The sequence below is a fragment of the Streptomyces sp. NPDC050422 genome, assembly GCF_044458665.1.
In the GTDB taxonomy this organism is placed as follows: Bacteria; Actinomycetota; Actinomycetes; order Streptomycetales; family Streptomycetaceae; genus Streptomyces.
Genome location: NZ_JBITIE010000006.1, coordinates 109600 through 130723, shown reverse-complemented (window position 1 = coordinate 130723; position 21124 = coordinate 109600). Strand labels below are relative to the sequence as shown.

Here is a 21124-nt window from a genome sequence, read left to right as displayed (position 1 = left end):
TCAGATCTCCTTCAGAAGGGCTTCGGTGGTGGTCACGACCGCGCAGCGGCCCGCAGCCCAGCGCAGGGCCATGTCGTGGTCCTCGCGCGAGAAGTCGGCGACGGCATCGGCCACGACGAACGCCTGGATGTCCCGCATCCACGCGTCGGCGGCGCTCATGAGTACCCCGATGTGCGCGTACACACCGGTGATCACCAGCTGGTCGCGGCCCGACTCCCGTATCAGTGACTCGAGTTCGGTACGGACGAAGGCGCTGTACTTCCACTTGGTGAGCACCGTGTCACCGGCCGTCGGTGCGACGGAGTCCGGCATGGCGAGAGCCTCGGCGTCGTCGGCCGCGCCGGGACCCCAGAAGTCGAGCTGGAGCCCGCGTTCCTCAGCGGTCTGGCCGCCGCGCTGCGCCGAGTAGACCACCGGGACGCCGGCTGCGCGGCACTCCTCGATGATCCGGGCCGTGTTGGCGAGCATGCCGGTCAGCGGCTGTTCGCCGGAGCGGTACGCAGCGAGGAAGTGGTTCTGGAGGTCGTGGACGAGGAGCACGGCGCGTGCCGGGTCGACGGTCCACGCGACCCGGTTCGCGGGGAGGTCGTCCGCGCCGGGCAGGGGATAGGGGGCGATGGCGGGAAGTGCCATGGGGAGGGCCTTTCAGTGCCGGTCGGGTTCAGCGGAGCGGGAGCCGGCGTCGGCGCCGGGGTGGGGAGCGGATCCGGAGCGCAGTCCCTTCTTGCTGACCTTGCCGATTCCGGTCTGCGGGAAGGTGTCGACGAACTCGACGAGGTCGGGAACCTTGTACGCGGCGACTCCGCGCTCGCGTACGTGCCGCTTCACCGCGACCGGCCTCAGCGGTTCGGCGCCCTCGCGCAGGATCACGTACGCCAGCGTGCGCTCGCCCAGGAACGCGTCGGCGACGCCGACGACCGACACGTCGTGCACGGACGGGTGGGCGAGGATGATGTTCTCGATCTCCTCCGGCGCGACCTTCTCGCCGCCCCGGTTGATCTGGTCCTTCGCCCGGCCCTCGACGACGAGACTGCCGTTCGCGGTGCGGCGCACGATGTCGCCCGTGCGGTAGAAGCCGTCCTCGGTGAAGGCCGTCCTGTTGTGCTCGGGGGCACGCCAGTAGCCGCGGATCGTGTACGGGCCACGGGTCAGGAGATGTCCGAAGTCCCCCTCGGCGACGTCCTGTCCGGCGTCGTCCACGATCCGGATCTCGTCGTCCTCGGAGATCGGTCGGCCCTGCGTGGTGACCACGGTCTCCCGGTCGTCGTCCAGCCGCGTGTAGTTGACGAGGCCCTCGGCCATTCCGAAGACCTGCATGAGCCGGCAGCCGAGCGCGGGTTCCAGGCGGCGAGCCGCCGCCTCGCTGTACTTGGCGCCTCCGACGAGGACCAGCTCCAGACTCGACAGGTCATGCTCCGTGTCCGGCGCGGCCTCGGTCCACACCAGGGCGAGCGGTGGCACCATCCCCGTCATGGTGACCCGTTCCTGCTCGACGAGCGCGAACGCCGTCGCCGGGTCCGGCCGCGGACACAGGACGACCGTGCCGCCCGCGTACAGCGCACCGAGCCAGCCCGGCGAACTCATCGGGAAGTTGTGCGCGGCCGGCAGCACCACGAGGAAGCGGGTGTCCTCGTCGACTCCGCAGATCTCGTTGGAGCCGCGGAGCGAGTAGATGTAGTCGTCGTGCGTACGCGGGATGAGTTTCGGCACCCCGGTCGTGCCGCCCGACAGCTGAAGGAACGCCAGGTCGTGCGGCTCGGGCCCGTCGAGCGGAGCGGACTCCTCACACGGCACGTCGGACAGAGCCGTGTGCTCGCCCGGATCGCCGACGACGAACACGTGCCTCAGTTCCGGAGTCCGCGCCTTGACCGCGGTCGCCAGCGCACGGTGGTCGAAGCCGGCGTGCCGGTCCGGGATCACATAGGCGACGGCCTCGGTGAACGAGCAGAAGTAGCCGATCTCCGTCTCCCGGTGGGCGGGCAGGGCGAAGACGGGCAAGGCACCGATCCGGAAGAGCGCGAAGACGACCTCGACGAACTCCGCGACGTTGGGCAGCTGGACGACGACCCGGTCACCCTCGGCGATGCCCCGCGCCGCGAACCCCGCCGCCAGCCGGGCCGCACGCTCGTCCAGCTCGCCGTACGTCCAGGCGCGCCGGCCGTCCGCAGGATCGACGACCGCCACCCGGCCACCGTGGGCGGCGGCGCGCGCGCGGAGCACGCCCGTGAACGTCTCGCCGCGCCAGTGCCCGGCCGCACGGTAGCGCTCGGCGAATCCGGCCGGCCAGGCGGGTGCGTCGTCTACCTGCGGGGTCGCGCTCACAGGGCCGCCCCCACGGCGCTGAGGAAGGTGCGGAACTTGGCGCCCGTCTCCGCGGTCTCCGCCTCGGGCGAGGAGGCGGCCACCACACCGGCACCGGCGAAGAGCCGCAGCGAGCGGCCCTCGGCCTCGGCGCAGCGGATCGTCACGACCCACTCACCGTCCCCGTCCGCGTCCTGCCAGCCGACCATGCCGGTATAGACGCCGCGCTCGAAGGGCTCCGATTCGGCTATGACGGCGCGGGCCACCTCGGTCGGGGTGCCGCACACGGCGGGCGTGGGGTGCAGCGCCGAGGCGAGGTCGAGGGAGGAGGTGCCGGGGTCCGCGAGCGTGCCGGTGACGGTCGTCGACAGGTGCCACATGGCCGCGGTCCGTACGAGGGTGGGGCGTTCGGGCACGTCGAGGCTCACGCAGAACGGAGCGAGGGCCTCTCGCACGGCGGCGACGACCACCGCGTGTTCGTGCAGGTCCTTGGGGGACTCCAGCAGCGCGGCCGCGCGCCGCACGTCCTCGGCGAGATCGTCGCTGCGCGGCGCGGATCCGGCCAGTGGATTGGCCGTGAGCACGTTCCCGGCACGGGCGACCAGGAGTTCGGGACTGGCACCGACGAGGGTGCGGCCCGGTCCGCTGGGGACGGCGAAGGTGTAGCCCTTCGGGTCGTGCTGCGCGAGCCGGCGCAGCAAGGCGGGCAGGTCGAGGTCGTGCGAGGAGGTCAGCTCCAGGGTGCGGGCGAGGACGACCTTGTCGAACTCCCCGGCGCGCATCCGCCGCACCGCCGCTGCCACCGAGGCGGCGTAGTCGGCGGCGGCCGGGACCTCTCGGGTCCGCCAGGTGCCGGGCTTCGCCGACGGGCCGGGAAGCGCGATGAGCGGGTCCTCGCACAGGGCCGACGCCCGGCGCACGGACTGCGGGACGGCCAGCGCGGGCGGGGCGTCCGGACTGAAGGGCAGCGCGCCCACGACGATCGGCGCCGGGTCCCCGGCGCGCCGTCGGCCGTCGAGCACCTCGCGTACCCGGTCGCTCAACGGCCGTGAGTCGTGCGGGACTTCGGCGACGGTGCCGGTGGCGAGCAGGGTCCGGCAGGACGTGGCGAGGAAGCGGTCCACGCCGGGCCGGTAGGCGTCGAGCAGTGCGGTCGCCGCGCCGGGGGAGGGGGGAGGGGAGGTGCGGTGGGCGGCCCGGTGCGGGGCGGTGGGTACGCGCAGTGAGGCAGACATGTCTTCTTGTCTCCAGTGGGGGAGGGCTGCGATCCGCTGTCGGAAGTTCCGGGCGGGCGGGTCAGGGTCTTTCGTTCGGATCGGGCTGGACAAGGGGGCGGGGTCCGCTGCCGTGCATCGCAAGGCGGAGGAGGGAGCCATGGCGAATGGGGCCCCTGCTCGAGAGCAGCCGAGCGCAGCCGAGAGCTCGCGCGGAACATGGCGAGGCGACGACAATGCGGCGAGGTGCGGTGTCGTTGCCTCGCGAGCCCAACCTGATCCGGACGAGAGGCCCTAGGGCCAATCCGGCCATGATCCGCCGGACAGGGCCTAGGCCCGCAGCGTGGCGCCGCCGTCGACGTAGAGGTCGTGCAGGGTGATGTGGCGGGCGCGGTCGGACACGAGGAAGGCGACGGCGTCGGCGATGTCGGACGGGTCGGCGATCCGGCCGAGCGGAATGCCGGTGCGGTAGCTCGCCCCGTCCCCGTCGATGACCCGCCGGGCTGCGGCGTGTTCGTCTCCGGCCGGCCACATGCCGCGCTGCATGTCGGTGAGGGTCGAGCCCGGTGACACGGTGTTGCACCGGATGCCCAGGGGGGCCAGTTCGAGGCCGAGGCACTTGGTGAACATGACGGCCGCGGCCTTCGACGCCGCGTACGCGGCCATGCTCGTACGGGGGATGCCCGCGGCGTTGGACGCGACGGTGACGATGCTGCCCGCACCGCGTCCGGCCATCCGGCGCGAGACCGACCGGGAGACGTGGAAGACTCCGTCGGTGTTGACGGCGAAGGTGGCCGCCCAGTCCTCGTCCGTCAGCTCGGCGACCGCGGAACACCGCAGTACTCCGGCGACGTTGACCGCGATGTCCAGGGGGCCGAGCGTGTCCTCGGCCTCGGCGACGAGTGCGTCGACGGCCGCGGCGTCCGTGACGTCGAGCGTGCGGGCCGTGACCCGCTCGCCGTACGTAGCGGCGAGCGCGGTCACGCCGTCGGCGGCGAGGTCGGTGGCCAGGACGCGGGCGCCGCGTTCGACGAGGGCGTGCACCACCGCTTCGCCGATCCCGCGGCCCGCCCCCGTCACGAGGGCGAGCCGGCCGGTGAGTTCCGGGGCGGGGTTCACTTGACCATGGCCTTGCGGATGTCGTCGAGCACCGAGACGGCCGCTTGTGCGCCGCCCAGACTCGTCCACTTCGTGCCGTCGATCACGGTCGACTGACCGCTGCTCACGGCCTCCAGCTGCTTGTACGCCGGCTTCTTGGACAGCTCGCCCACGAGCCCCTGGTCCGATCCGGTGGAGGTGAGGGTGCCGATGAAGAGCCAGTCCCCGTCGATCTCCTTGAGGTTCTCGTCGCTGATCGGCGTGGAGTGGCCCTCGCCCTTCTCGTTCTGGATGCCGGGGCGGGTGAAGCCGAGGTCCTTCAGGACGTCGCTGATGAACACGCCCTGCTGCATGACGGCCGATCCCTTGGCCGAGTAGCGGGCGACGGACACGCTCTTGCCCGCCTCCGCGCCCAGGTCCTTCTTCAGTGCGGTGACCCGGGTGTCGTAGTCGGCGAGGAACGACGCGGCCTTGTTCTCACGGCCGAGTGCCTTGCCGGTGAGGGAGAGCGCCTTCTTCCAGTCCTTGGTGCCGTCGATCGTGACGACCGTCGGCGCGACCTTGCGCAGCTGCTGGAGGACCTGTTCGTCGGCGAGCTGACCGGCGAGGATCACATCCGGCTTCGCCTGGACGACCTTCTCGATGTCGGGGCCGGTGACCGCACCCACCACGGGGATGCCCTTCGCCTGGTCGGCGAGGTAGCCGGGGGCACCCTTCTGGCCGCGTCCGGCGGTCAGGCCCACCGGCTTCACGCCCAGCGCGAGGGCCGCGTCCAGGTCCATCTCGCTGAGGACCACCACGCGCTGCGGCGTCGAGGGGACCTTCACGGACGTCCCGGTCGCATCCGTCAGCTGGGCCGTCTCCGGGGACGTGGAGGCGGCCGAGCCGGCGGATCCGTCCGACGCCTCGGAGGATCCGCAGGCAGTCATCGCCAGGGCGCAGATGCCGATGAGGGAGGCCGCCACCGACGGTCGGGCGAGGCCACGGGAAGAGAAGGTCGAATTCGGCGCCATGGCCTGGAATCTCCGTTTGCGTTCGATTGATGGGGGACGGTCCGGACGGGTGCCCCGCCCTGCCGAAGCGGGACGCGGCACGGCGGTTGACGCCGTTTCAGGGCAGGGGGGAGCCCTGGGACCCGCCGCCGGCCGCCCGACGTACTTAGGTTAGGCTAACCATATGTCGATCGTCCAAGGGGGACAGCCCGTCACCGGGCCCCGCCCCGTCGAAGTCCCGCCACGGGAAGGGCGCGCGGCCGTGTGGGCGGCCACCGGTCTCGTGTTCCTGCTGCCGGCCCTCGTCCTGCTGTCCCTGCTCATCGGCACCGGGTCGAGCTCGACGGGCGGCGCCTGGGACTACCTCGTCGGCGACCCGGCCGCCCGCGCAGACGCGCAACTGCGCCTGGCCGTCGTGGACGTACGCCTGCCGCGCACACTCGCCGCGATCCTGGTCGGAGCGTGCCTGGGGACGGCCGGATGTCTCCTGCAGGCCGCCACCCGCAACCCCCTCGCCGAGACGGGGCTGCTCGGCGTCAACTCGGGAGCCGCCTTCGCCGTGGTGCTGGGGCTCACCTTCTTCGGCGCGGACTCACCCGCCTCGTTGCTGGTGTGGGCCCTGGCCGGAGGCATGGTCGCGAGCGCGGCCGTCCTCCTGTTCGCCGCGTCGGGACGCGGTGGCGGATCGCCGCTGCGGCTCGTCCTGGCCGGATCGGCGCTCGGCGCCACCTTCCACGGCCTCACCTCGTACGTCCTGCTGGGTACTCAGTCGACCTTCGACACCTACCGCTACTGGACGATCGGCTCACTCGCCGGCATCCGGATCTCCGACCTGCTGCCCCTCCTGCCCCTCATCGCGGTCGGCCTGCTCACCGCGCTCGGCTGTGCGCGGCCGCTGGCGGCACTCGGACTCGGGGACGACGGCGCCCGCTCCCTGGGGCATCACCCCGGCCGGATCCGGCTCGTCGTCGCCGGGGCCGTCTCGTTGCTCGCCGGCTGCGCCGTCGCCGTGGCCGGCCCCATCGCCTTCCTCGGGCTGTTCGCTCCCTACGCCGCCCGGGCTCTGGCCGGAGCCCGGATGACGGCCCAACTGGTCCTGTCCGCCCTGATCGCGGCCGACATCATGATCATCGCGGACATTCTCGCGCGGATCGTCATCCGGCCCTGGGAGACCCCGGTCAGCGTGCTGCTCGCCTTCGTCGGCGGCCCCCTGCTGGTGTGGATCGCCCGCTCCTCCCGGCTGTCCACGGCAGGGGTCCCGGCATGACGGACGTGACCCCGCCCGACAGCGTCGTGCTCCGCACCGGAACGCTGTCCTGGCTCCTGCCGAAGCGCAGCGCGCTCGCCGCCGCGCTGCTTCTTCCGCTGCTCGCCCTCCTCATCACGCTGGCGGTGATGGCGAGTTCAACCGGAATGAGCCTTTCGGAGACCCTCTCGGGACTGCTCGGAACCGGCGACGCAGGGACCGTCATGATCGTGCGGGACTTCCGGCTGCCCCGCGTCCTCACCGGCCTGCTGGTCGGTGCCGCCCTCGGAATCGCGGGCTGTCTCACCCAGACCCTGGCCGGCAACCGGCTCGCCACACCGGACCTGGTCGGCGTCAACGAGGGCGCCACCGCTGCCGTGGTCGCCGCCGCCGCGGGGTCCGCCACCGGCATGGTCGGCAACTGGTGGCTCGGGCCGATCGGTGCCGTGGCCGCCGCGGTCGTGGTCGTCCTGAGTGCCGGAGGAGCGGGCAGCGCGGGCTACCGGCTGCTGGTGGCCGGGATCGGCGTCTCCACCTTCATCGGCGCGGTGGGCGACCTGATCATGTCGCGCGAGAACGACAACACGGCGGGCGGCGTGTTCCTCTGGGCCGTCGGCAGCCTCAACGGACGCGACTGGGACGCCGGTGTGCCGCTGGCCGTGGCCCTGCTGTTCCTCGTCCCGCTCTCGCTCGCGGCCGGGCACCGCCTGCAACTGCTGCGCTTCGGCGACGAGGTGGCGAGCTCCCTCGGCGTCGACCTGCGGCGCGTGCGTACCGTCGCGCTCGTCCTGGCCGTGCTGCTGGCGGGCACGGCGGTCGGGGTCGGCGGCCCCATCGCCTTCGTGGCCCTGGCGGCACCGATCCTCGCCCAGCGGCTGACCGGGCCCACCCGTGTCCCGGTCACCGGCTCGGCACTGACCGGAGCCGCGCTCATCGCCGCGGCCGACGCGATCGGACGCGTCGCCGCTCCGGTCGAACTGCCGGTAGGGGTCGTCACCAGCGTCCTCGGCGGCCCCTTCCTTCTGTGGGTACTGCTGCGGCCCGACCCGGCCGCCGGAAAGGCGTGAGCCGCACATGACCGAGAATCCGACCGGCGCGAAGGCGGCCTTCGAAGCGGGCAACGACGCGGGCTTCGAGACGGGCAACGACGCGGGCTTCGACGCCGGCCTCGAAGTCCGTGGCCTGCACGCCGGATACCCCGGCCGCCCCGTCGTCGAGAACGTCGACCTCAGCGTCCCCGCGGGACAGGTCGTCGCGATCGTCGGCCCCAACGGCTGCGGGAAGTCGACCCTGCTGCGGACCGTCGCCCGGCTCCACCGGCCCGAGACCGGCACGGTCCTGATCGGCGGCACCGACATCTGGGAGACCGGCCGGCGCAAGGCCGCGCACCATGTCGCGCTGCTGCCCCAGTTGCCGCGCGCCCCCGAGGCGGTCACCGTGGCCGGCCTGGTGCGCTACGGCCGCAGCCCGCACCAGGGGCTGCTGCGCCAGTGGTCGCGCGAGGACGAGCGGGCGGTACGCGACGCACTGGACGCCACCGGAACCACCGCGCTGGCCGCGGAGCGCGTCGACCGGCTGTCCGGCGGTCAGCGCCAGCGGTGCTGGCTCGCGATGGTCCTGGCCCAGCAGACCCCGGTCGTCCTGCTCGACGAACCGACCAGCGCCCTCGACCTCGGGCATGCCGTCGAGGTGCTGGAACTCGTCCGCGAGGTCGCGGCCACCGGCCGCACCGTCGTCATGGTCCAGCACGACCTCGCCGCCGCCGCCCGTTACGCCGACCTGCTCGTCGCCATGAAGGGCGGCCGCGTCATCGCCCGGGGCGCCCCCCGCGAGACGGTCGACGAGGCGCTGGTGAAGGAGCTGTACGCGCTGGACGCGGACATTCTTCCCGCCCCGGGCGACGGCTCACCGGTCGTGGTACCGCGCAGCCGTGCCGCGGTGGCGGCCCGGCCGACACTCGCACCGTATTGTCCTGATTAAGCGATTATTCGCATTAGTCGGAAATGCTCAACAGGGTCGCGTTTCTACCGGCCACAGGCTCGCAAAGCCACCAAAACGCCCCTTTCGGGCGCAGTGGCCAGCGTCACGTTTTCGACCCCTGACGCGGAACCGGAGGTGCCGGTTCCCTGATGCGCCAAGAAAGTTGACCCGCGTCGGTGTGACCGGTGTCGCACATTTCCTTTGATTGATCTTGCGCATCAATTGTGATCACGAATTCCGGGCTTGTTTCGCCCGGCCTTTCTCGCTTACGGTCGCCGTCAATCCGGATGGAACGCCGAATCCTGCCGCCGTCCGGTAACCCGACACCACTCACGTACGGCAGGAGCGGGGGACCCAGGTTTGACGCCGGTCCGGATTTCCGGAGCGGCTTGGGGTGAAGTCGCCATGTGCGACCGGGCATCTCCAGTCCGAACCCGACAGCTCACCTCGCAGGCGGCGGAGAGGAAAAGCGCCATGCCCATCAAGGGTCACCACCGTCGTTCCAAGTCCACCTCCCTGACCCGCGGTTTCATCGCCGTGAGCGCAGGCGGAGCCGTTCTCGCGCTCCCCCTGATCGCTGCCGGATCGGCCTCCGCCGCGCCGGTCAAGCCGGTCGTGGCAGAAAAGGCCGCAGCCTCGACTTCCGTTGCGGGCAAGGAAATTGCCGCACAGAAGGCCGAGTCCACCATCTATTCCGTGGTCTCCGGAGATTCGCTTTCCAAGATCGCCCGTGGGCATTCCCTCAGTGGCGGCTGGGAGCAGCTGTACAAGGACAACCGGAACGTGGTCGGCGGCAACCCCGACCTGATTCACCCGGGCCTGAAGCTGACCATCGGTGCCAAGTCCGCGGCCGCCGCCCCCAAGGCCGCGACCAAGAGCGAGTACAAGGCGGAGAACACGTCCGGCAGTGCCTCGCAGCCGTCGGCCGACCGATCCGACAGTGCCGACCGCGCCGACCGTTCCGAGCGGACGACGGCCACGCCCGTCGCCGAGGAGATCGCCGACACGACCCCCGCGCAGACCGAGACGACTCCGGCGCAGGCCGCGACGGCGTACACCGACGACCTCGACGGCTGGATCAAGGAGTCCCTCGCCGTCATGGCCGAGAACGGCATCCCCGGCACCTACGACAGCATCCACCGCAACATCCTGCGCGAGTCCTCGGGCAACCCGCAGATCGTCAACAACTGGGACTCGAACGCCGCGGCCGGCACCCCGTCCCAGGGCCTGCTCCAGGTCATCCAGCCCACGTTCGACGCTTTCCACGTGCCCGGCACCTCGCTGGACATCCTGGACCCCGTCGCCAACATCACCGCCGCGTGCAACTACGCGGCGGCCACGTACGGCTCGATCGACAACGTCTTCGGGGCCTACTGACCCCTTGCGGGTCCGCCCCCGGGCGGAGTCGTGAGCAGGGGCGGAAGGGGGCTGAACTGCTCCCTTCCGCCCCTTTTGCCGTGCCGTACAACCCTTGTGCCGCAGCGCCGGTCAAACAGGGCGTCGGGAAGGCAACGGGCCCTTCCCGGCGTCCCCCCGGCCCAGCGGTCTGTCCGGCCCGATCGGCCGGACCGGCCTCCCCGCCCGGTCATCCTTGAACCGAGGAGCCGCTCGTGCGCACCAACCGTTCCGCCGCCGTTGTCGCGGCCGCATTCCTCCTGATCGCAGGGGCCGCCATCGCCGCGCCCTCCGCCTACGCCGGCACCCCCGGCGGAACGCGCGCACACGACCGCAACACCGACTTCGACGGCGACGGTTACGACGACGTGCTCATCGGCGCGCCCGGCGGGACCGTCGACGGAAGGAAGGGCGCGGGCTACGTGACCGTGCAGTACGGCGGGCCGGGCGGCATCGGAACCGTCCGCGGCGCCGTCCTCAGCCAGAACACCACCGGAGTGCCCGGCGCCGCCGAGGCCGGCGACGACTTCGGCCGGGCCCTGGCCACTGGTGACCTGGACGGGGACGGGTACGACGACGCGGTCGTGGGACTCCCGGGCGAGAACATCGAACCGCTGACCGACGCGGGCGGCGTCGTCGTCCTGTGGGGCTCCGCGAAGGGGCTCTCCGGCGCGGACAGCGACTGGCTCCAGGCCGGGGAACCCGCGGCCGGCGCCAGGTTCGGCGGCGCTCTCGCCGCCGCGCACTTCAGCCCCGACATCCCCGGCGACCAGCTGGCCGTGACCGACCGCACCGACCTCACTCTCTACCAGTACGACGCCGGGACCCGGCGGAACGCCACCTCGCGCAGCAGCCGTATCCCCGGCACCCCGGGGCGCGAGATCGCCCCCCGGGCCATGACGACCGGCGACTACGACGGCAACGGCCTCGCCGACCTGGTCATCTCCGGCGTCACCGTCGGCGAGGAGCCGGGCCACGGCTGGTCCGCGCTCTTCTTCGGCGAGGTCCAGGGACTCCGCTACGACCACGATCTGCGCGGCGGCCCGGCCGTCGCCTCCGGCGACATCGACAACGACGGCTACGACGACCTCGTCACCGGGGAGCCGCACAGCCCCGACGACGGCGGTGAGTCGGTGACCGGCGGTGTGGTCGGCGTGTACTACGGCAGCGCCGGTGACGGGCCGGTCGGCGCCGAGGGCCCGGGCACCCCGCCCGTGTGGTGGACACAGGACACCTCCGGTGTCCCCGGAGGCTCGGAGGCCGGCGACGGCTGGGGCACCGGCCTCTCCGTGGCGGACACCGACGGCGACGGCTACGCCGACGTGGCGATCGGCGCCCCCGGAGAGGACATCGGCACGGTCGCCGATGCCGGGGCCGTGTGGGTGCTGCGTGGCGCGGCCGGCGGGCTCACCGCCACCGGCGCCGCTTCGTGGGACCAGGACTCGGTGAACGTGCCGGGCGTTGCCGAGAAGGGTGACAGCTGGGGCGGCCGGACGCGGCTGACCGACCCCGACAACGACGGGCGGTCCGGTCTGCTGACCGCCGCGCCCGGCGAGAACGCCGGCGACGGCATCGTCTGGGCCTTCTCGGCCGGCACCGGCGGTGTGACCGCCGCCGGCTCTTGGACGTTCGACGCGGGAACGTTCGGCGGCGTGGAGACCGGAGCCGGATACGGGTCCGCGATCGACGAGTAGCAGACCGGGGGAGCGGCGGGGGCGGGACTCTTCGGGGCTGCCCCCGGCCCGTTCCCAACCCGGTGCGCGATGCCACTATGAACCTTTCATCCCGCGCGCTACCCTCCGCCGCATGATTTCCACGGTGGTCTGGGGTACCGGCAATGTCGGCCGCGCGGCCATCCGCGCGGTCGAGGCCCATCCGGCCCTGAAACTCGCGCACGTACTCGTCCACGACCCAGGCAAGGTGGGCCGCGACGCGGGCGCCCTCGCCGGGCTGGACCGCGATCTGGGCGTCGCCGCGACCGACGACATCGACGCGGTGCTCGCCACGGCTCCGCGCGCCGTCGTGTACGCGGCCTCCGGCGACATCCGCCCCGACGAGGCCCTGGCCGACATCACCCGGGCGGTGGCCGCAGGCGCGGTCGTCGTCACGCCCGCCCTGTACGCGCTCTACGACCAGCGGGGCGCCCCGCCCGAGCTGCGCGAACCGGTGCTCGCCGCCGTCGCCGGCGGCGGCGGTTCGCTCTTCGTCTCCGGCGTGGACCCCGGCTGGGGCAACGATGTCCTGCCCCTGCTGATCAGCGGACTCGGGACCACGGTCGACGCGATCCGCTGCCAGGAGATCTTCGACTACTCCACGTACGACCAGCCCGACTCGGTCCGCCACCTCATCGGCATGGGGCACCCCATGGAGTACGAGCCCCTCATGCTCGCGGCCTCCGTACCGACCATGGTGTGGGGCGGGCAGATACGCCTGATGGCCAGGGCCCTGGGCGTGGAGCTCGACGACATCCGCGAGACCATGGCGCGGCGGGCGCTCGAAACGACCGTCACCACCAGGACGATGGGCGTGTTCGAGGCCGGCACCCAGGGCGCGGTCCGCTTCGAGGTCCAGGGCATCGTCGAGGGCGAGCCCCGCATCGTCATCGAGCACATCACCCGTATCCATCCGTCGTGTGCTCCGGACTGGCCGTCGCCGCCCGGCGGCGCCGGTGCCCATCGGGTGATCATCGAGGGGCGCCCGCGCATCGAGGTCACCGTCGAGGCCACCGACGAGGGCGAGAACCGTTCGGCGGGCGGCAACGCCACCGCCGTCGGCCGGCTGGTGAACGCCATCGACTGGCTGGTGGAGGCGGAACCCGGACTCTACGACGCGCTCGACGTCCCCCTCCGCCCCGCAGTCGGCCGACTCGGAAAGAAGCAGTCATGATCATCGACATCCCCGAGGGCCAGGAGCCGATCGGCTACGTATGGGGCGACATGGTCCCCGGCATCGGCATGGCCGCCGCGAACTTCTCGCTGTCGGTGTACGAGCACACGACGCTCGGGCTCCGTGAGTTCGAGGCTGCCAGGCTGCGCATCGCGCAGATCAACGGCTGCCTCTTCTGCCTGGACTGGCGTACCGAACGCGAGGGCCAGAAGGTCGAGGAGGAGTTCGCCGGTGCGGTGAGCGACTGGCGTACCACCGAGCTCTTCGACGACCGGACCCGGCTGGCGGCCGAGTACGCCGAGCGGTACGCCCTGGACCACCACGGGCTGGACGACGCGTTCTGGGCCCGGATGACCGCGCACTACAGCCAGCACGAGATCGTCGAACTGAGCATGAGCATCGGCTCCTGGCTGGCGTTCGGCCGGCTCAACCATGTGCTGGGTCTCGACGCCGTGTGCGTGCTGCCGGGGCACTGAACGGGCCGCCGGGCAGATCTGGTTGCGTCGCGTGTCCAGTAGGACGCCCGCCCACAGCCTCCTACTGGAAGGTCCGCCCCTTCGGCAGTGCCGGCACAGGGCGGCAGCATGGTCACCGGTCGGCATGTTGTCACAGGTCGGTGGCGATGATCTTCTCGATGTTCCGTTCGGCGAGGGCTGTGATGGTGACGAACGGATTGACGCTGGTGTTGCCGGGGATCAGCGAGCCGTCGATGACGTACAGGCCCGTATAGCCGTGCAGACGGCCGTAGTTGTCGGTGGCCCTGCCGAGGACGGCGCCGCCGAGCGGGTGGTAGGTGAGGTGGTCGCCCCAGATCTTGTAGACACCGAACAGGTCGGTCCGGTAGATCGTCCCCTCCTTGGCGTTGATCTTGTCGAAGATCGTTTTCGCCATGTCGATGGAGGGCTGCTTCCAGGCCGTCTGCCAGTCCAGGTCGACCTTGCCCGTGGCGGCGTTCCAGGAGAACCGGGCGCGGTGCGGGTTCTTCGTGATCGAGAGATAGAAGGAGGCGTAGGTCTCGATCCCGGTCGGCAGCGGTGCGACCTCGGCGAACGCTCCTCCGGCGGCCCAGTTGTCGATGCCGCCGCAGGGGATGCTCGACTGGACCGCGCCGGTCGGGTCCCACAGGTGGTTGGCGCGGCCGCACATGACGTTGCCGTTGTCGCCCCAGCCCTTGCCGACCTCGTCGCTCAGACCGGGCAGCGCGCCCGTGGCCTTCAACCGGGTCAGCAGTTTGCTGGTGCCGACGCTGCCCGCCGCGAAGAACACCTTGTCCGCGGTGACCGTCTTGGTGGTCTGGACGCTCCCGTCGGTGCGGAGTTGGTCGATGACGACCGTGTAGCCGCCGCTGGGTGCGGGGGCGACCGACGTCACCTGGTGCAGCGGGGAGACGGTGACGTTGCCCGTCGCCGCGGCCTGGGCGAGGTAGGTCTTCTGCAGCGACTTCTTGCCGTAGTTGTTGCCGTAGAGGATCTCACCGTCCAGTGCCGACTTGGGTACGGTGCCGGCCGCCTCCTTCTCCATGTAGTCCCAGTCGTACACATCGGGCACGAAGACGAACGGGAAGCCGGAGCGTTGCGCGTGCTTGCGGCCGACCCGGGCGTACTGGTAGCAGTCGACGCTGTCGAACCACGCCGGGTCGACGGTGCCCACCCCGAGCCCGGCGTTGGCGCGCGGGTAGTAGGTGGAGTACATCTCTTCGGCGTCCACCGACGGGAGGATGGCACCGAAGTTCTCGCGCCTGGGCGTCACCGCCATACCGCCGTTGACCAGTGACCCGCCGCCGACGCCGCGCCCCTGGTACACCGTGATGCCGCTGAAGTCCTCGGCGTCCAGGATGCCGGTGTAACGGGGGATCGCCCTGTCGATGGGAAATCCGAGGAAGTTACTGAGGGGCTGCTTGCTCTTCGTGCGGAGCCAGTACGAACGCCCGTCGGGTTTCGTCGTGTTGGCGAAGATCTTGCCGTCCGCCCCCGGGGTGTCCCAGGCCATCCCCATCTCGACCAGGTGGACGTGGACCCCTGCGCGGGCGAGGCGCAGGGCGGCGACGGAACCTCCGTAGCCGGTACCGATCACCAGAACCGGGACGTGGTCCCCACTGCCGATCACGCCGGCTGCGGCGGTGGTCTGTGCCCGGGCGGCGGTCGCGTGACCGGCGAGAGCCGCGGCCCCCAGGATGAAACCTGTTCTAGCCATGAACCCGCGACGTGAGACACCGCTCGATCCCTTGTGAGGCAAGCTCGAATCCGTCATGTGACGTTCCTCACTCTCCATCGAATGGGAACGAGTTCTACTGGCGCATGCGTGAGAAGTCACTACATACCTATGGGTAATTTCCCCGGCTCCCCGCCTCCCTGATCCTCCGCTGCCGATGGCGGAGGCGGCTGCCGCCCCGGGGTGCGGCGCCGGGGTATCGCATGGATGCTGGGAGGGTCAGCGTTCCATGAGGAGGAAAGTCATGAGCATGCTCGACAAGATCAAGGACCTGATCAAGGGGCATCCCGACCAGGCCCGCAAGGGAGTCGAGAAGGGCGGCGACTTCGTGGACAAGAAGACGGGCAACAAGTACAGCGGCCAGGTCGATTCCGCTCAGCAGAAGCTCAATGACCAGTTCGGTGACCGCCGTCCGCCCACCGGCGAACAGTAGGGCACCGCACCCTCCGCAGGGCCTGCGCCCGGACAGGCGCAGGCCCTGCGCTGCGCCGACGCGGGGCCTGCGCCGGACGACGAGGCCGTCGCGGGGCCGCACGACGACGAGGCCGTCGCGGGGCCGCAAGACGACGAGGCCGTCGCGGGGCCGCACGACGACGAGGCCGTCGCGGGGCCGCAGGGCGACGAAGGAGCGGCAGCCGCCTTGCTGGCGGTGGCTGCCGCTCCTTCGTCATGGTCATCATGGTTCGTCACGCGGTGCGCCGAGGTGCCGGAAGATCAGTTGTGGCCGAACTTCCGTTCGCGCTTGTGGGAGACCTGTTCGGAGATCGCCTTCACCGCATCGGGTGCGGGCGCCGTGCTCGTCTGCTCCTTGGCCTCCGTGGCCGTGGAGTGCTCATGGCCTCCGGAACGGGCACCGCGGTTCTGCCGGCTCTGCTTCTTGCCCATGATCGTGCCTCCTGTCCGGATGTCGGACGATGGGCCGCCTTCAGAGTTGCATACAAGTGCGAAGGGTGCATTTCGGTCGGTTGTGCCGAACGCTCCGAAGTGCGCCGCACGGCGCCACGGGAGCATGCTGGCTGTGTGACCTGGTACGGCGCGGTCCGGCGTAAGCCGCTCAGTGAGGGTGGCAGTGTGTCCGGGAGACTCAGGAACGGCCGGGTGCCGGACGAACTGTCGCTGGTGCTCGCCCAGGCTGTCGTGAGCGCGATCGAATCCGCCGGCGGGCAGGCCGGAGGTGTGTACCTGGCCTCCGCCACCCCGGGTCTCCTGCGGCTCGCGGTGCTGGCGGGACTGCCCGGACCGCTGTTCCGGCCCTGGTGGCGGATGCATGTGAACCGGCCGTTCCCGGTCGCCGAGGCGTTCCGGTCGGGCCAGGCCGTGCACCTCGCCGACGCGGAGGAGGCGATGCGTCGCTTCCCGCAGCTGATGGCAGGACTGCCGTTCCCCTTCGGTTCCCTGTACGTGCCGGTCGTCATCGGAGGCAAGCCGGTCGGCGTCCTGGTCGTGCTGCGTGTGGCGACCCCCGGGAAGCCGGTGGAGCCCGCCGACCGGCGCAGGCTGCGGAGTATCGCCGAAGGACTCGGCGCCGCGCTGGCCGGCCTGGAGTCCGCGGGGACGGCAGTGGAATGGGACGAGGAGCCGCTCCCCGTCCAGCTGCCGGCGGGCAGTTCGCCGCCGGTACGGATCGGTCGTTTCGACTGGGACCTCGACAGCGGTGCCGTCGGTGCGGACGACGAGCTGTGCGCCATCCTCGGCACCGGGCGGAAGCAGTTCCCCGGCACCATCGACGCACTGGCGGCGCGGCTGGCCCCGGAGGACGTGTACGGGCTGTGGGCCCTGGGCCGCCATGCGGCGGACTCGGGCGGGCCGGTCGTCCGCAGGATGCGGCTGCGCGGCCCCGACGGACGCTCGCACCTGCTGGAGATCTCGGGCCGCCGGGACAAGGGCGCGGCCCCCGGCGCCGCGACCCGTCTGACCGGCTTCCTGGTCGACCTCGGCATCGGCCCGGTCGTCGCCGAGGCGGCCGACCGGCTGCCGCGCGGCATCTTCTCCCTCGACCGCTTCGCCCGGATCACCTACATCAACGGCCTGGCCGAGGAGATCCTCGGCCACCCCCGGTCGGAGCTGGTCGGGCGGGTGCTCTGGGAGGCCGTTCCCTGGTTCGCGAACCCGGCCTACGAGGACCACTACCGGGCCGCGATGCTCTCCGACGCCCCGGTCCACTTCCTCGCCAGGCGTACCCCTCCGCCCTGGCTGTCCGTCTCCCTCTACCCCGGTCACGACGGCCTGACCGTGGTGCTCGACCCCGCCGAACAGCCGGTCTACGCGCCGGGGTCCGTCGTCTCACCCGGGATGGGGCTCGGCTCCCCGGCCGACCGTTCCGCCGCGCTCTACCGGCCGGTCGCCCTGGCCATCGCCCTCACCGAGGCCGTCACCGCCCGGCAGGTGTCCGCAGTGGTCACCGAGGAACTGCTCCCCGCGTTCGGCGGCCGTCAGCTCGCGATCTACCTGCTGAGGGAGCGCCACCTCTACCTGGAGTGGGAGACCGGCTTCCCCCACGGTTTCCTGGACCGCTTCGACGGCGTAGCCCTGGACGCCCGCATCCCCGGCGTCGAGACACTGACCACCGGGCGCCCCATCTTCTTCGAGTCCATGCAGCGCCTGGCCGCTGCGTACCCCGGAATCCCCATGGACACCGACGTCGGCGCGCGGGCCTTCCTCCCGCTGATCGCCTCCGGGCAGCGCGTCGGCTCCTGCATCCTCGGATTCGACCAGCCGCGCGGCTTCAGCCCGGAGGAGCGCACGATCCTGACGGCCCTCGCCGGCCTCATCGCGCAGGCGCTGCAACGAGCCCAGCGGTACGACAACGAGGCGGCGCTGGCCCGGGGACTCCAGGACGTCCTGCTCCCACACAGGCTGGCCGTCGTGGAAGGCGTCGCCACCGAGGGACGGTACCTCGCCGGCACCCAGGGCATGGAGGTCGGCGGCGACTGGTACGACGTCATCGAGACCGGCGGGAAGCTGGCCCTGGTCATCGGGGACGTCCAGGGCCACGGTGTCGCGGCCGCCGCGACCATGGGCCAGCTGCGCAGCGCGGTGCGGGCCTTCGCGCTCAGCGGACATGATCCCCAGGAGGTGATGAGCGGCACCAACCGGCTGCTCATCGATCTCGACCCCGGCCAGTTCGCCAGCTGCTGCTACATCGTCATGGACCCGGCCACCGGCGTCACGCGGGCCGTGCGGGCCGGCCATCCGCAGCCCGTGCTGCGCCGGCCGGAGGGCGCGGTCGAGGTCATGGACCTGCCGGGCGGCATCGTGCTCGGCATCGACGCCGAAGCGTCCTACCCCGTCACCGAACTGCACCTCGCCCCGGGCGCGATGATCGCGCTGTACACCGACGGCATGGTCGAGGAGTCGGGGACGGACATCGACGTCGGCATCGAGCGGCTGCGCGGCACGATCGCAGGATTCGCCCCGGACGCCACCCTGGCCGAGACGGCTGACCATGTGATCGGCCGTGCCAGGCAGGCCGCGGACCGCCCCGACGACATCGCGTTGCTCCTTGCCGCCCGATGGGCCGACGGGGCCGGGATCTCCTAGGAGGTCCCCGGGAGAGCGGCGGCCGCCGGGCCGGCTTCCGAGGGTTCGTCCCGCGGCCTGCCCGGGAGCAGCAGTCCCGCGACGAGGACGACGGCCGCTGCGGCCACGGGCCACCAGAAGGCGTGGGAGAAGGTGGCGGCTGTCGGTGCCGTGACGGAGCCGCCGCCCTGCAGGATCAGAGCGACGACGGTGATGCCGAGCGACGCGCCGATCTGGTTGAGGATGAAGACACCGCCGGTGGCGCCCGCCGCCGCCTCGCCCGGCACCGTCCGGTAGACGGAGCCCATGGTGGGCGCGCCCACCAGGCCCATGCCGAAGCCGGCGGCGAACTGTGCGGCGGTCAGCGCGAGTTGTGGCGTGCCGGCGTCGGAACCGGTGAAGACCAGGGCGCCGGCCCCGATCAGCAGGGCGCCGACGGGCACCAGCCGGCGGGCGCCGACACGGTCCGCGAGCCGGCCCGCCACCGGCATGCCGACGAGCGTGCCCAGACCCAGCGGGGCGAGCAGCAGACCGGATCGGAGCACGCCGTGTCCCTGCACCTGTTGGTAGTACAGGGGCAGCAGGAAGAGCAGGGAGAAGAGCCCGCCGCCGAGCAGGAACATGGTGGTGACGCTCGCACCGAAGCCCTTGTTGGCGAACAGGCGCAGGTCGAGCAGCGGAGTGCGGGCGGTGCGCAGCGCGTGCACGGCGTAGGCGGTGAACAGGCCGAGGCCGAGGACCAGGGCGATGACCACGCCGGCGTCCCCGAACCCCTTGCCGCCGGCCCGCGACAGTGCGAACACGAGCGCGGCGAAGCCGGGGCAGAGCAGGGCGACGCCCAGCACGTCGAGCGGGGCGGGGTTCCCGTCCGGCGGCGGGTCGGCCGGCAGCACCCGGGCCGCCAGCGCGATCGCGGTGAGCGCGAACGGGATGTTGACCAGGAACATCCACTGCCAGGAGAAGTTGTCCAGCAACAGCCCGCCGATGACCGGGCCGACCACCGGCCCGAGCGTGATCGGTACGGAGACCAGCCCCATGACCCGGCCGATCCTGGCGGGCCCCGCGGCTCTCGCGACGACCGTCATCATGATCGGGTCGACCATGCCGCCGCCGAGACCCTGGACCACACGGAAGGCGATCAGGCTCTCTACGTTCCAGGCGAAGGCGCAGAGTGCGGACCCGGCCAGGAAGACCGAGAGGCCCAGCAGCCACATGCGCTTGGCGCCGAAGCGGACCACGGACCACCCGGCCGGCGGGATGGCGAGGGCGACCGCGAGCAGATAGCCGGTGGTGACCCACTCGACGGTGGCCAGGGTGGCGTGGAACTCGCCGCCCAGCGTGCTGATCCCGACGTTGACGATCGTCGCGTCGAGGTACGACATCATCCCGCCGAGCACCATGACGCCGACCAGGGTGAGCAGTGCGGTATCGAGCCCGGCAGACCCGCTCCGTGCTTGTTTCTTATCGGACACAGCAACTCCTTTTAACCGTATAGGTCAGAGAGCTTTACTGGGTAGTTAAATTCTGTGGCTGGGACGGTAGCATGACGGCATGAGTGTCGGCGAGAACGCACAGAAGGCCGGTGGCCCGGCGGACCGAGGGCGGCTGGACAAGCGCCGCGCGATCGTGGAGGCCGCACTCCGGGTCTTCGCGCAGGTCGGATACGCGCAGGCGAGCCTCGACGTGATCGCGACCGAGGCCGGGGTCTCCAAGCCGACGATCTACAACCACCTGGGGTCGAAGGAGAACCTGTTCCGGCACGTCATGACGGAGACGGCGGCCCGGGCCAACGCCAAGACGCTGGACGTGCTGACGGCCTTCCCCACCGACCCGGCGAAGCTCCGGTCGGGTCTGGAGGACGTGGCGCACAAGCTCGTCGACTGCTATTGCGACGAGCAGTCGGAGGCCGTACGGAGGCTGCTGTACGCGGAGGCCGTGCGCTTCCCCGACCTCTTCGACGCGGTACGGGGCAGCGGGCCCAACCAGTTCACCGAGGCGCTCGCGGGCCGTATCGCCCGGCTCGCGAACGCCGGTCACCTGCGGATCGAGGACCCCGTCCGGGCGGCCAACCAGTTCATCGCGCTGGTCTACGAGGAGGTCCCGGCGATGAGTGCGCTCGGCACCCGCCCTCTCGACCCGGCGGACGTCTCGAAGGTCGTGACAGCGGGCGTGGACACGTTCCTGCGCGCCTTCGGCTCGGCCCCCGCCGATGCCGTGGCCCCGGCCGTGCGCGGCACCGGAGAGGCCTGACAGTAGCGGTCAGGCGCGCCCGGCCGGGTCTG

18 protein-coding genes and 1 riboswitch are annotated in these 21124 nt (G+C 71.4%); of the genes, 10 read left to right on the top strand and 8 right to left on the bottom strand.

Annotated features, from left to right (window positions below):
- The 5 genes from ACIBJG_RS10480 to ACIBJG_RS10460 form a co-directional block, all read right to left on the bottom strand.
- Positions 1 to 633, bottom strand: a complete 633-nt coding sequence (locus ACIBJG_RS10480) for an isochorismatase family protein (RefSeq protein WP_399306590.1) — start codon at positions 631 to 633, stop codon at positions 1 to 3.
- A gap of 12 nt (positions 634 to 645) precedes the next feature.
- On the bottom strand, positions 646 to 2322 hold the full coding sequence (locus ACIBJG_RS10475; protein ID WP_399306587.1) for a (2,3-dihydroxybenzoyl)adenylate synthase: 1677 nt from the start codon (positions 2320 to 2322) through the stop codon (positions 646 to 648).
- Complete coding sequence (gene dhbC / locus ACIBJG_RS10470; protein ID WP_399306584.1) at positions 2319 to 3536, bottom strand: isochorismate synthase DhbC; 1218 nt, start codon at positions 3534 to 3536, stop codon at positions 2319 to 2321. The genes ACIBJG_RS10475 and dhbC overlap by 4 nt, the downstream gene beginning before the upstream one ends.
- A 309-nt stretch (positions 3537 to 3845) precedes the next feature.
- Positions 3846 to 4634: a 2,3-dihydro-2,3-dihydroxybenzoate dehydrogenase gene (locus ACIBJG_RS10465; protein ID WP_399306581.1), complete on the bottom strand. Its 789-nt coding sequence runs from the start codon at positions 4632 to 4634 to the stop codon at positions 3846 to 3848.
- A complete protein-coding gene (locus ACIBJG_RS10460; protein WP_399306578.1) occupies positions 4631 to 5626 on the bottom strand; it encodes an ABC transporter substrate-binding protein in 996 nt (331 codons plus the stop codon). The genes ACIBJG_RS10465 and ACIBJG_RS10460 overlap by 4 nt, the downstream gene beginning before the upstream one ends.
- Before the next feature lie 163 nt (positions 5627 to 5789).
- On the opposite strand from ACIBJG_RS10460, the gene ACIBJG_RS10455 reads away from it, so the two are divergent.
- From ACIBJG_RS10455 to ACIBJG_RS10425, 7 genes are all read left to right on the top strand, one after another.
- A complete protein-coding gene (locus ACIBJG_RS10455; protein WP_399306575.1) occupies positions 5790 to 6872 on the top strand; it encodes a FecCD family ABC transporter permease in 1083 nt (360 codons plus the stop codon).
- Positions 6869 to 7918, top strand: a complete 1050-nt coding sequence (locus ACIBJG_RS10450) for a FecCD family ABC transporter permease (RefSeq protein ID WP_399306571.1) — start codon at positions 6869 to 6871, stop codon at positions 7916 to 7918. The genes ACIBJG_RS10455 and ACIBJG_RS10450 overlap by 4 nt, the downstream gene beginning before the upstream one ends.
- A 7-nt stretch (positions 7919 to 7925) precedes the next feature.
- Positions 7926 to 8831, top strand: a complete 906-nt coding sequence (locus tag ACIBJG_RS10445) for an ABC transporter ATP-binding protein (RefSeq protein WP_399306568.1) — start codon at positions 7926 to 7928, stop codon at positions 8829 to 8831.
- Positions 8832 to 9114: 283 nt separating this feature from the next.
- Positions 9115 to 9300, top strand: a riboswitch (cyclic di-AMP (ydaO/yuaA leader).
- A gap of 5 nt (positions 9301 to 9305) precedes the next feature.
- A complete protein-coding gene (locus ACIBJG_RS10440) occupies positions 9306 to 10208 on the top strand; it encodes a transglycosylase SLT domain-containing protein (protein ID WP_399306565.1) in 903 nt (300 codons plus the stop codon).
- A gap of 233 nt (positions 10209 to 10441) precedes the next feature.
- On the top strand, positions 10442 to 11920 hold the full coding sequence (locus ACIBJG_RS10435) for an esterase (RefSeq protein WP_399306562.1): 1479 nt from the start codon (positions 10442 to 10444) through the stop codon (positions 11918 to 11920).
- A gap of 112 nt (positions 11921 to 12032) precedes the next feature.
- Positions 12033 to 13112: a dihydrodipicolinate reductase gene (locus ACIBJG_RS10430; protein ID WP_399306559.1), complete on the top strand. Its 1080-nt coding sequence runs from the start codon at positions 12033 to 12035 to the stop codon at positions 13110 to 13112.
- On the top strand, positions 13109 to 13588 hold the full coding sequence (locus tag ACIBJG_RS10425) for a carboxymuconolactone decarboxylase family protein (RefSeq protein WP_399306556.1): 480 nt from the start codon (positions 13109 to 13111) through the stop codon (positions 13586 to 13588). Before ACIBJG_RS10430 ends, ACIBJG_RS10425 begins: the two co-directional genes overlap by 4 nt.
- 130 nt (positions 13589 to 13718) lie before the next feature.
- On the opposite strand, the gene ACIBJG_RS10420 is transcribed toward ACIBJG_RS10425, so the two are convergent.
- Positions 13719 to 15305: a GMC oxidoreductase gene (locus tag ACIBJG_RS10420; RefSeq protein ID WP_399306553.1), complete on the bottom strand. Its 1587-nt coding sequence runs from the start codon at positions 15303 to 15305 to the stop codon at positions 13719 to 13721.
- Between the two features lie 262 nt (positions 15306 to 15567).
- On the opposite strand from ACIBJG_RS10420, the gene ACIBJG_RS10415 reads away from it, so the two are divergent.
- Positions 15568 to 15756, top strand: coding sequence for an antitoxin (locus tag ACIBJG_RS10415; RefSeq protein ID WP_399306550.1), 189 nt, complete (start codon positions 15568 to 15570; stop codon positions 15754 to 15756).
- Between the two features lie 281 nt (positions 15757 to 16037).
- Here the strand turns inward: ACIBJG_RS10415 and ACIBJG_RS10410 are convergent, their stop codons facing one another.
- A complete protein-coding gene (locus tag ACIBJG_RS10410; RefSeq protein WP_399306547.1) occupies positions 16038 to 16208 on the bottom strand; it encodes a hypothetical protein in 171 nt (56 codons plus the stop codon).
- A gap of 213 nt (positions 16209 to 16421) precedes the next feature.
- Here ACIBJG_RS10410 and ACIBJG_RS10405 point away from each other — a divergent pair, with 213 nt between their 5' ends.
- Complete coding sequence (locus ACIBJG_RS10405) at positions 16422 to 18863, top strand: SpoIIE family protein phosphatase (protein WP_399306545.1); 2442 nt, start codon at positions 16422 to 16424, stop codon at positions 18861 to 18863.
- Here ACIBJG_RS10405 and ACIBJG_RS10400 read toward each other — a convergent pair.
- The gene (locus tag ACIBJG_RS10400; protein ID WP_399306542.1) at positions 18860 to 20314 is read right to left on the bottom strand and encodes a DHA2 family efflux MFS transporter permease subunit; all 1455 of its coding nucleotides are present in this window, start codon (positions 20312 to 20314) and stop codon (positions 18860 to 18862) included. The two genes, ACIBJG_RS10405 and ACIBJG_RS10400, sit on opposite strands and share 4 nt — an antisense overlap.
- Positions 20315 to 20393: 79 nt before the next feature.
- Here ACIBJG_RS10400 and ACIBJG_RS10395 point away from each other — a divergent pair, with 79 nt between their 5' ends.
- A complete protein-coding gene (locus ACIBJG_RS10395) occupies positions 20394 to 21092 on the top strand; it encodes a TetR/AcrR family transcriptional regulator (RefSeq protein WP_399306539.1) in 699 nt (232 codons plus the stop codon).
- Positions 21093 to 21124: the final 32 nt, after the last annotated feature.

Coding starts and splice junctions, on each gene's coding strand:
- ACIBJG_RS10460 (WP_399306578.1), bottom strand. CDS start 5,626: ATGGCGCCGAATTCGACCTTCTCTTCCCGTGGCCTCGCCCGACCGTCG.
- ACIBJG_RS10455 (WP_399306575.1), top strand. CDS start 5,790: ATGTCGATCGTCCAAGGGGGACAGCCCGTCACCGGGCCCCGCCCCGTC.
- ACIBJG_RS10420 (WP_399306553.1), bottom strand. CDS start 15,305: ATGGCTAGAACAGGTTTCATCCTGGGGGCCGCGGCTCTCGCCGGTCAC.
- ACIBJG_RS10445 (WP_399306568.1), top strand. CDS start 7,926: ATGACCGAGAATCCGACCGGCGCGAAGGCGGCCTTCGAAGCGGGCAAC.
- ACIBJG_RS10425 (WP_399306556.1), top strand. CDS start 13,109: ATGATCATCGACATCCCCGAGGGCCAGGAGCCGATCGGCTACGTATGG.
- ACIBJG_RS10395 (WP_399306539.1), top strand. CDS start 20,394: ATGAGTGTCGGCGAGAACGCACAGAAGGCCGGTGGCCCGGCGGACCGA.
- dhbC (WP_399306584.1), bottom strand. CDS start 3,536: ATGTCTGCCTCACTGCGCGTACCCACCGCCCCGCACCGGGCCGCCCAC.
- ACIBJG_RS10440 (WP_399306565.1), top strand. CDS start 9,306: ATGCCCATCAAGGGTCACCACCGTCGTTCCAAGTCCACCTCCCTGACC.
- ACIBJG_RS10480 (WP_399306590.1), bottom strand. CDS start 633: ATGGCACTTCCCGCCATCGCCCCCTATCCCCTGCCCGGCGCGGACGAC.
- ACIBJG_RS10415 (WP_399306550.1), top strand. CDS start 15,568: ATGAGCATGCTCGACAAGATCAAGGACCTGATCAAGGGGCATCCCGAC.
- ACIBJG_RS10410 (WP_399306547.1), bottom strand. CDS start 16,208: ATGGGCAAGAAGCAGAGCCGGCAGAACCGCGGTGCCCGTTCCGGAGGC.
- ACIBJG_RS10450 (WP_399306571.1), top strand. CDS start 6,869: ATGACGGACGTGACCCCGCCCGACAGCGTCGTGCTCCGCACCGGAACG.
- ACIBJG_RS10430 (WP_399306559.1), top strand. CDS start 12,033: ATGATTTCCACGGTGGTCTGGGGTACCGGCAATGTCGGCCGCGCGGCC.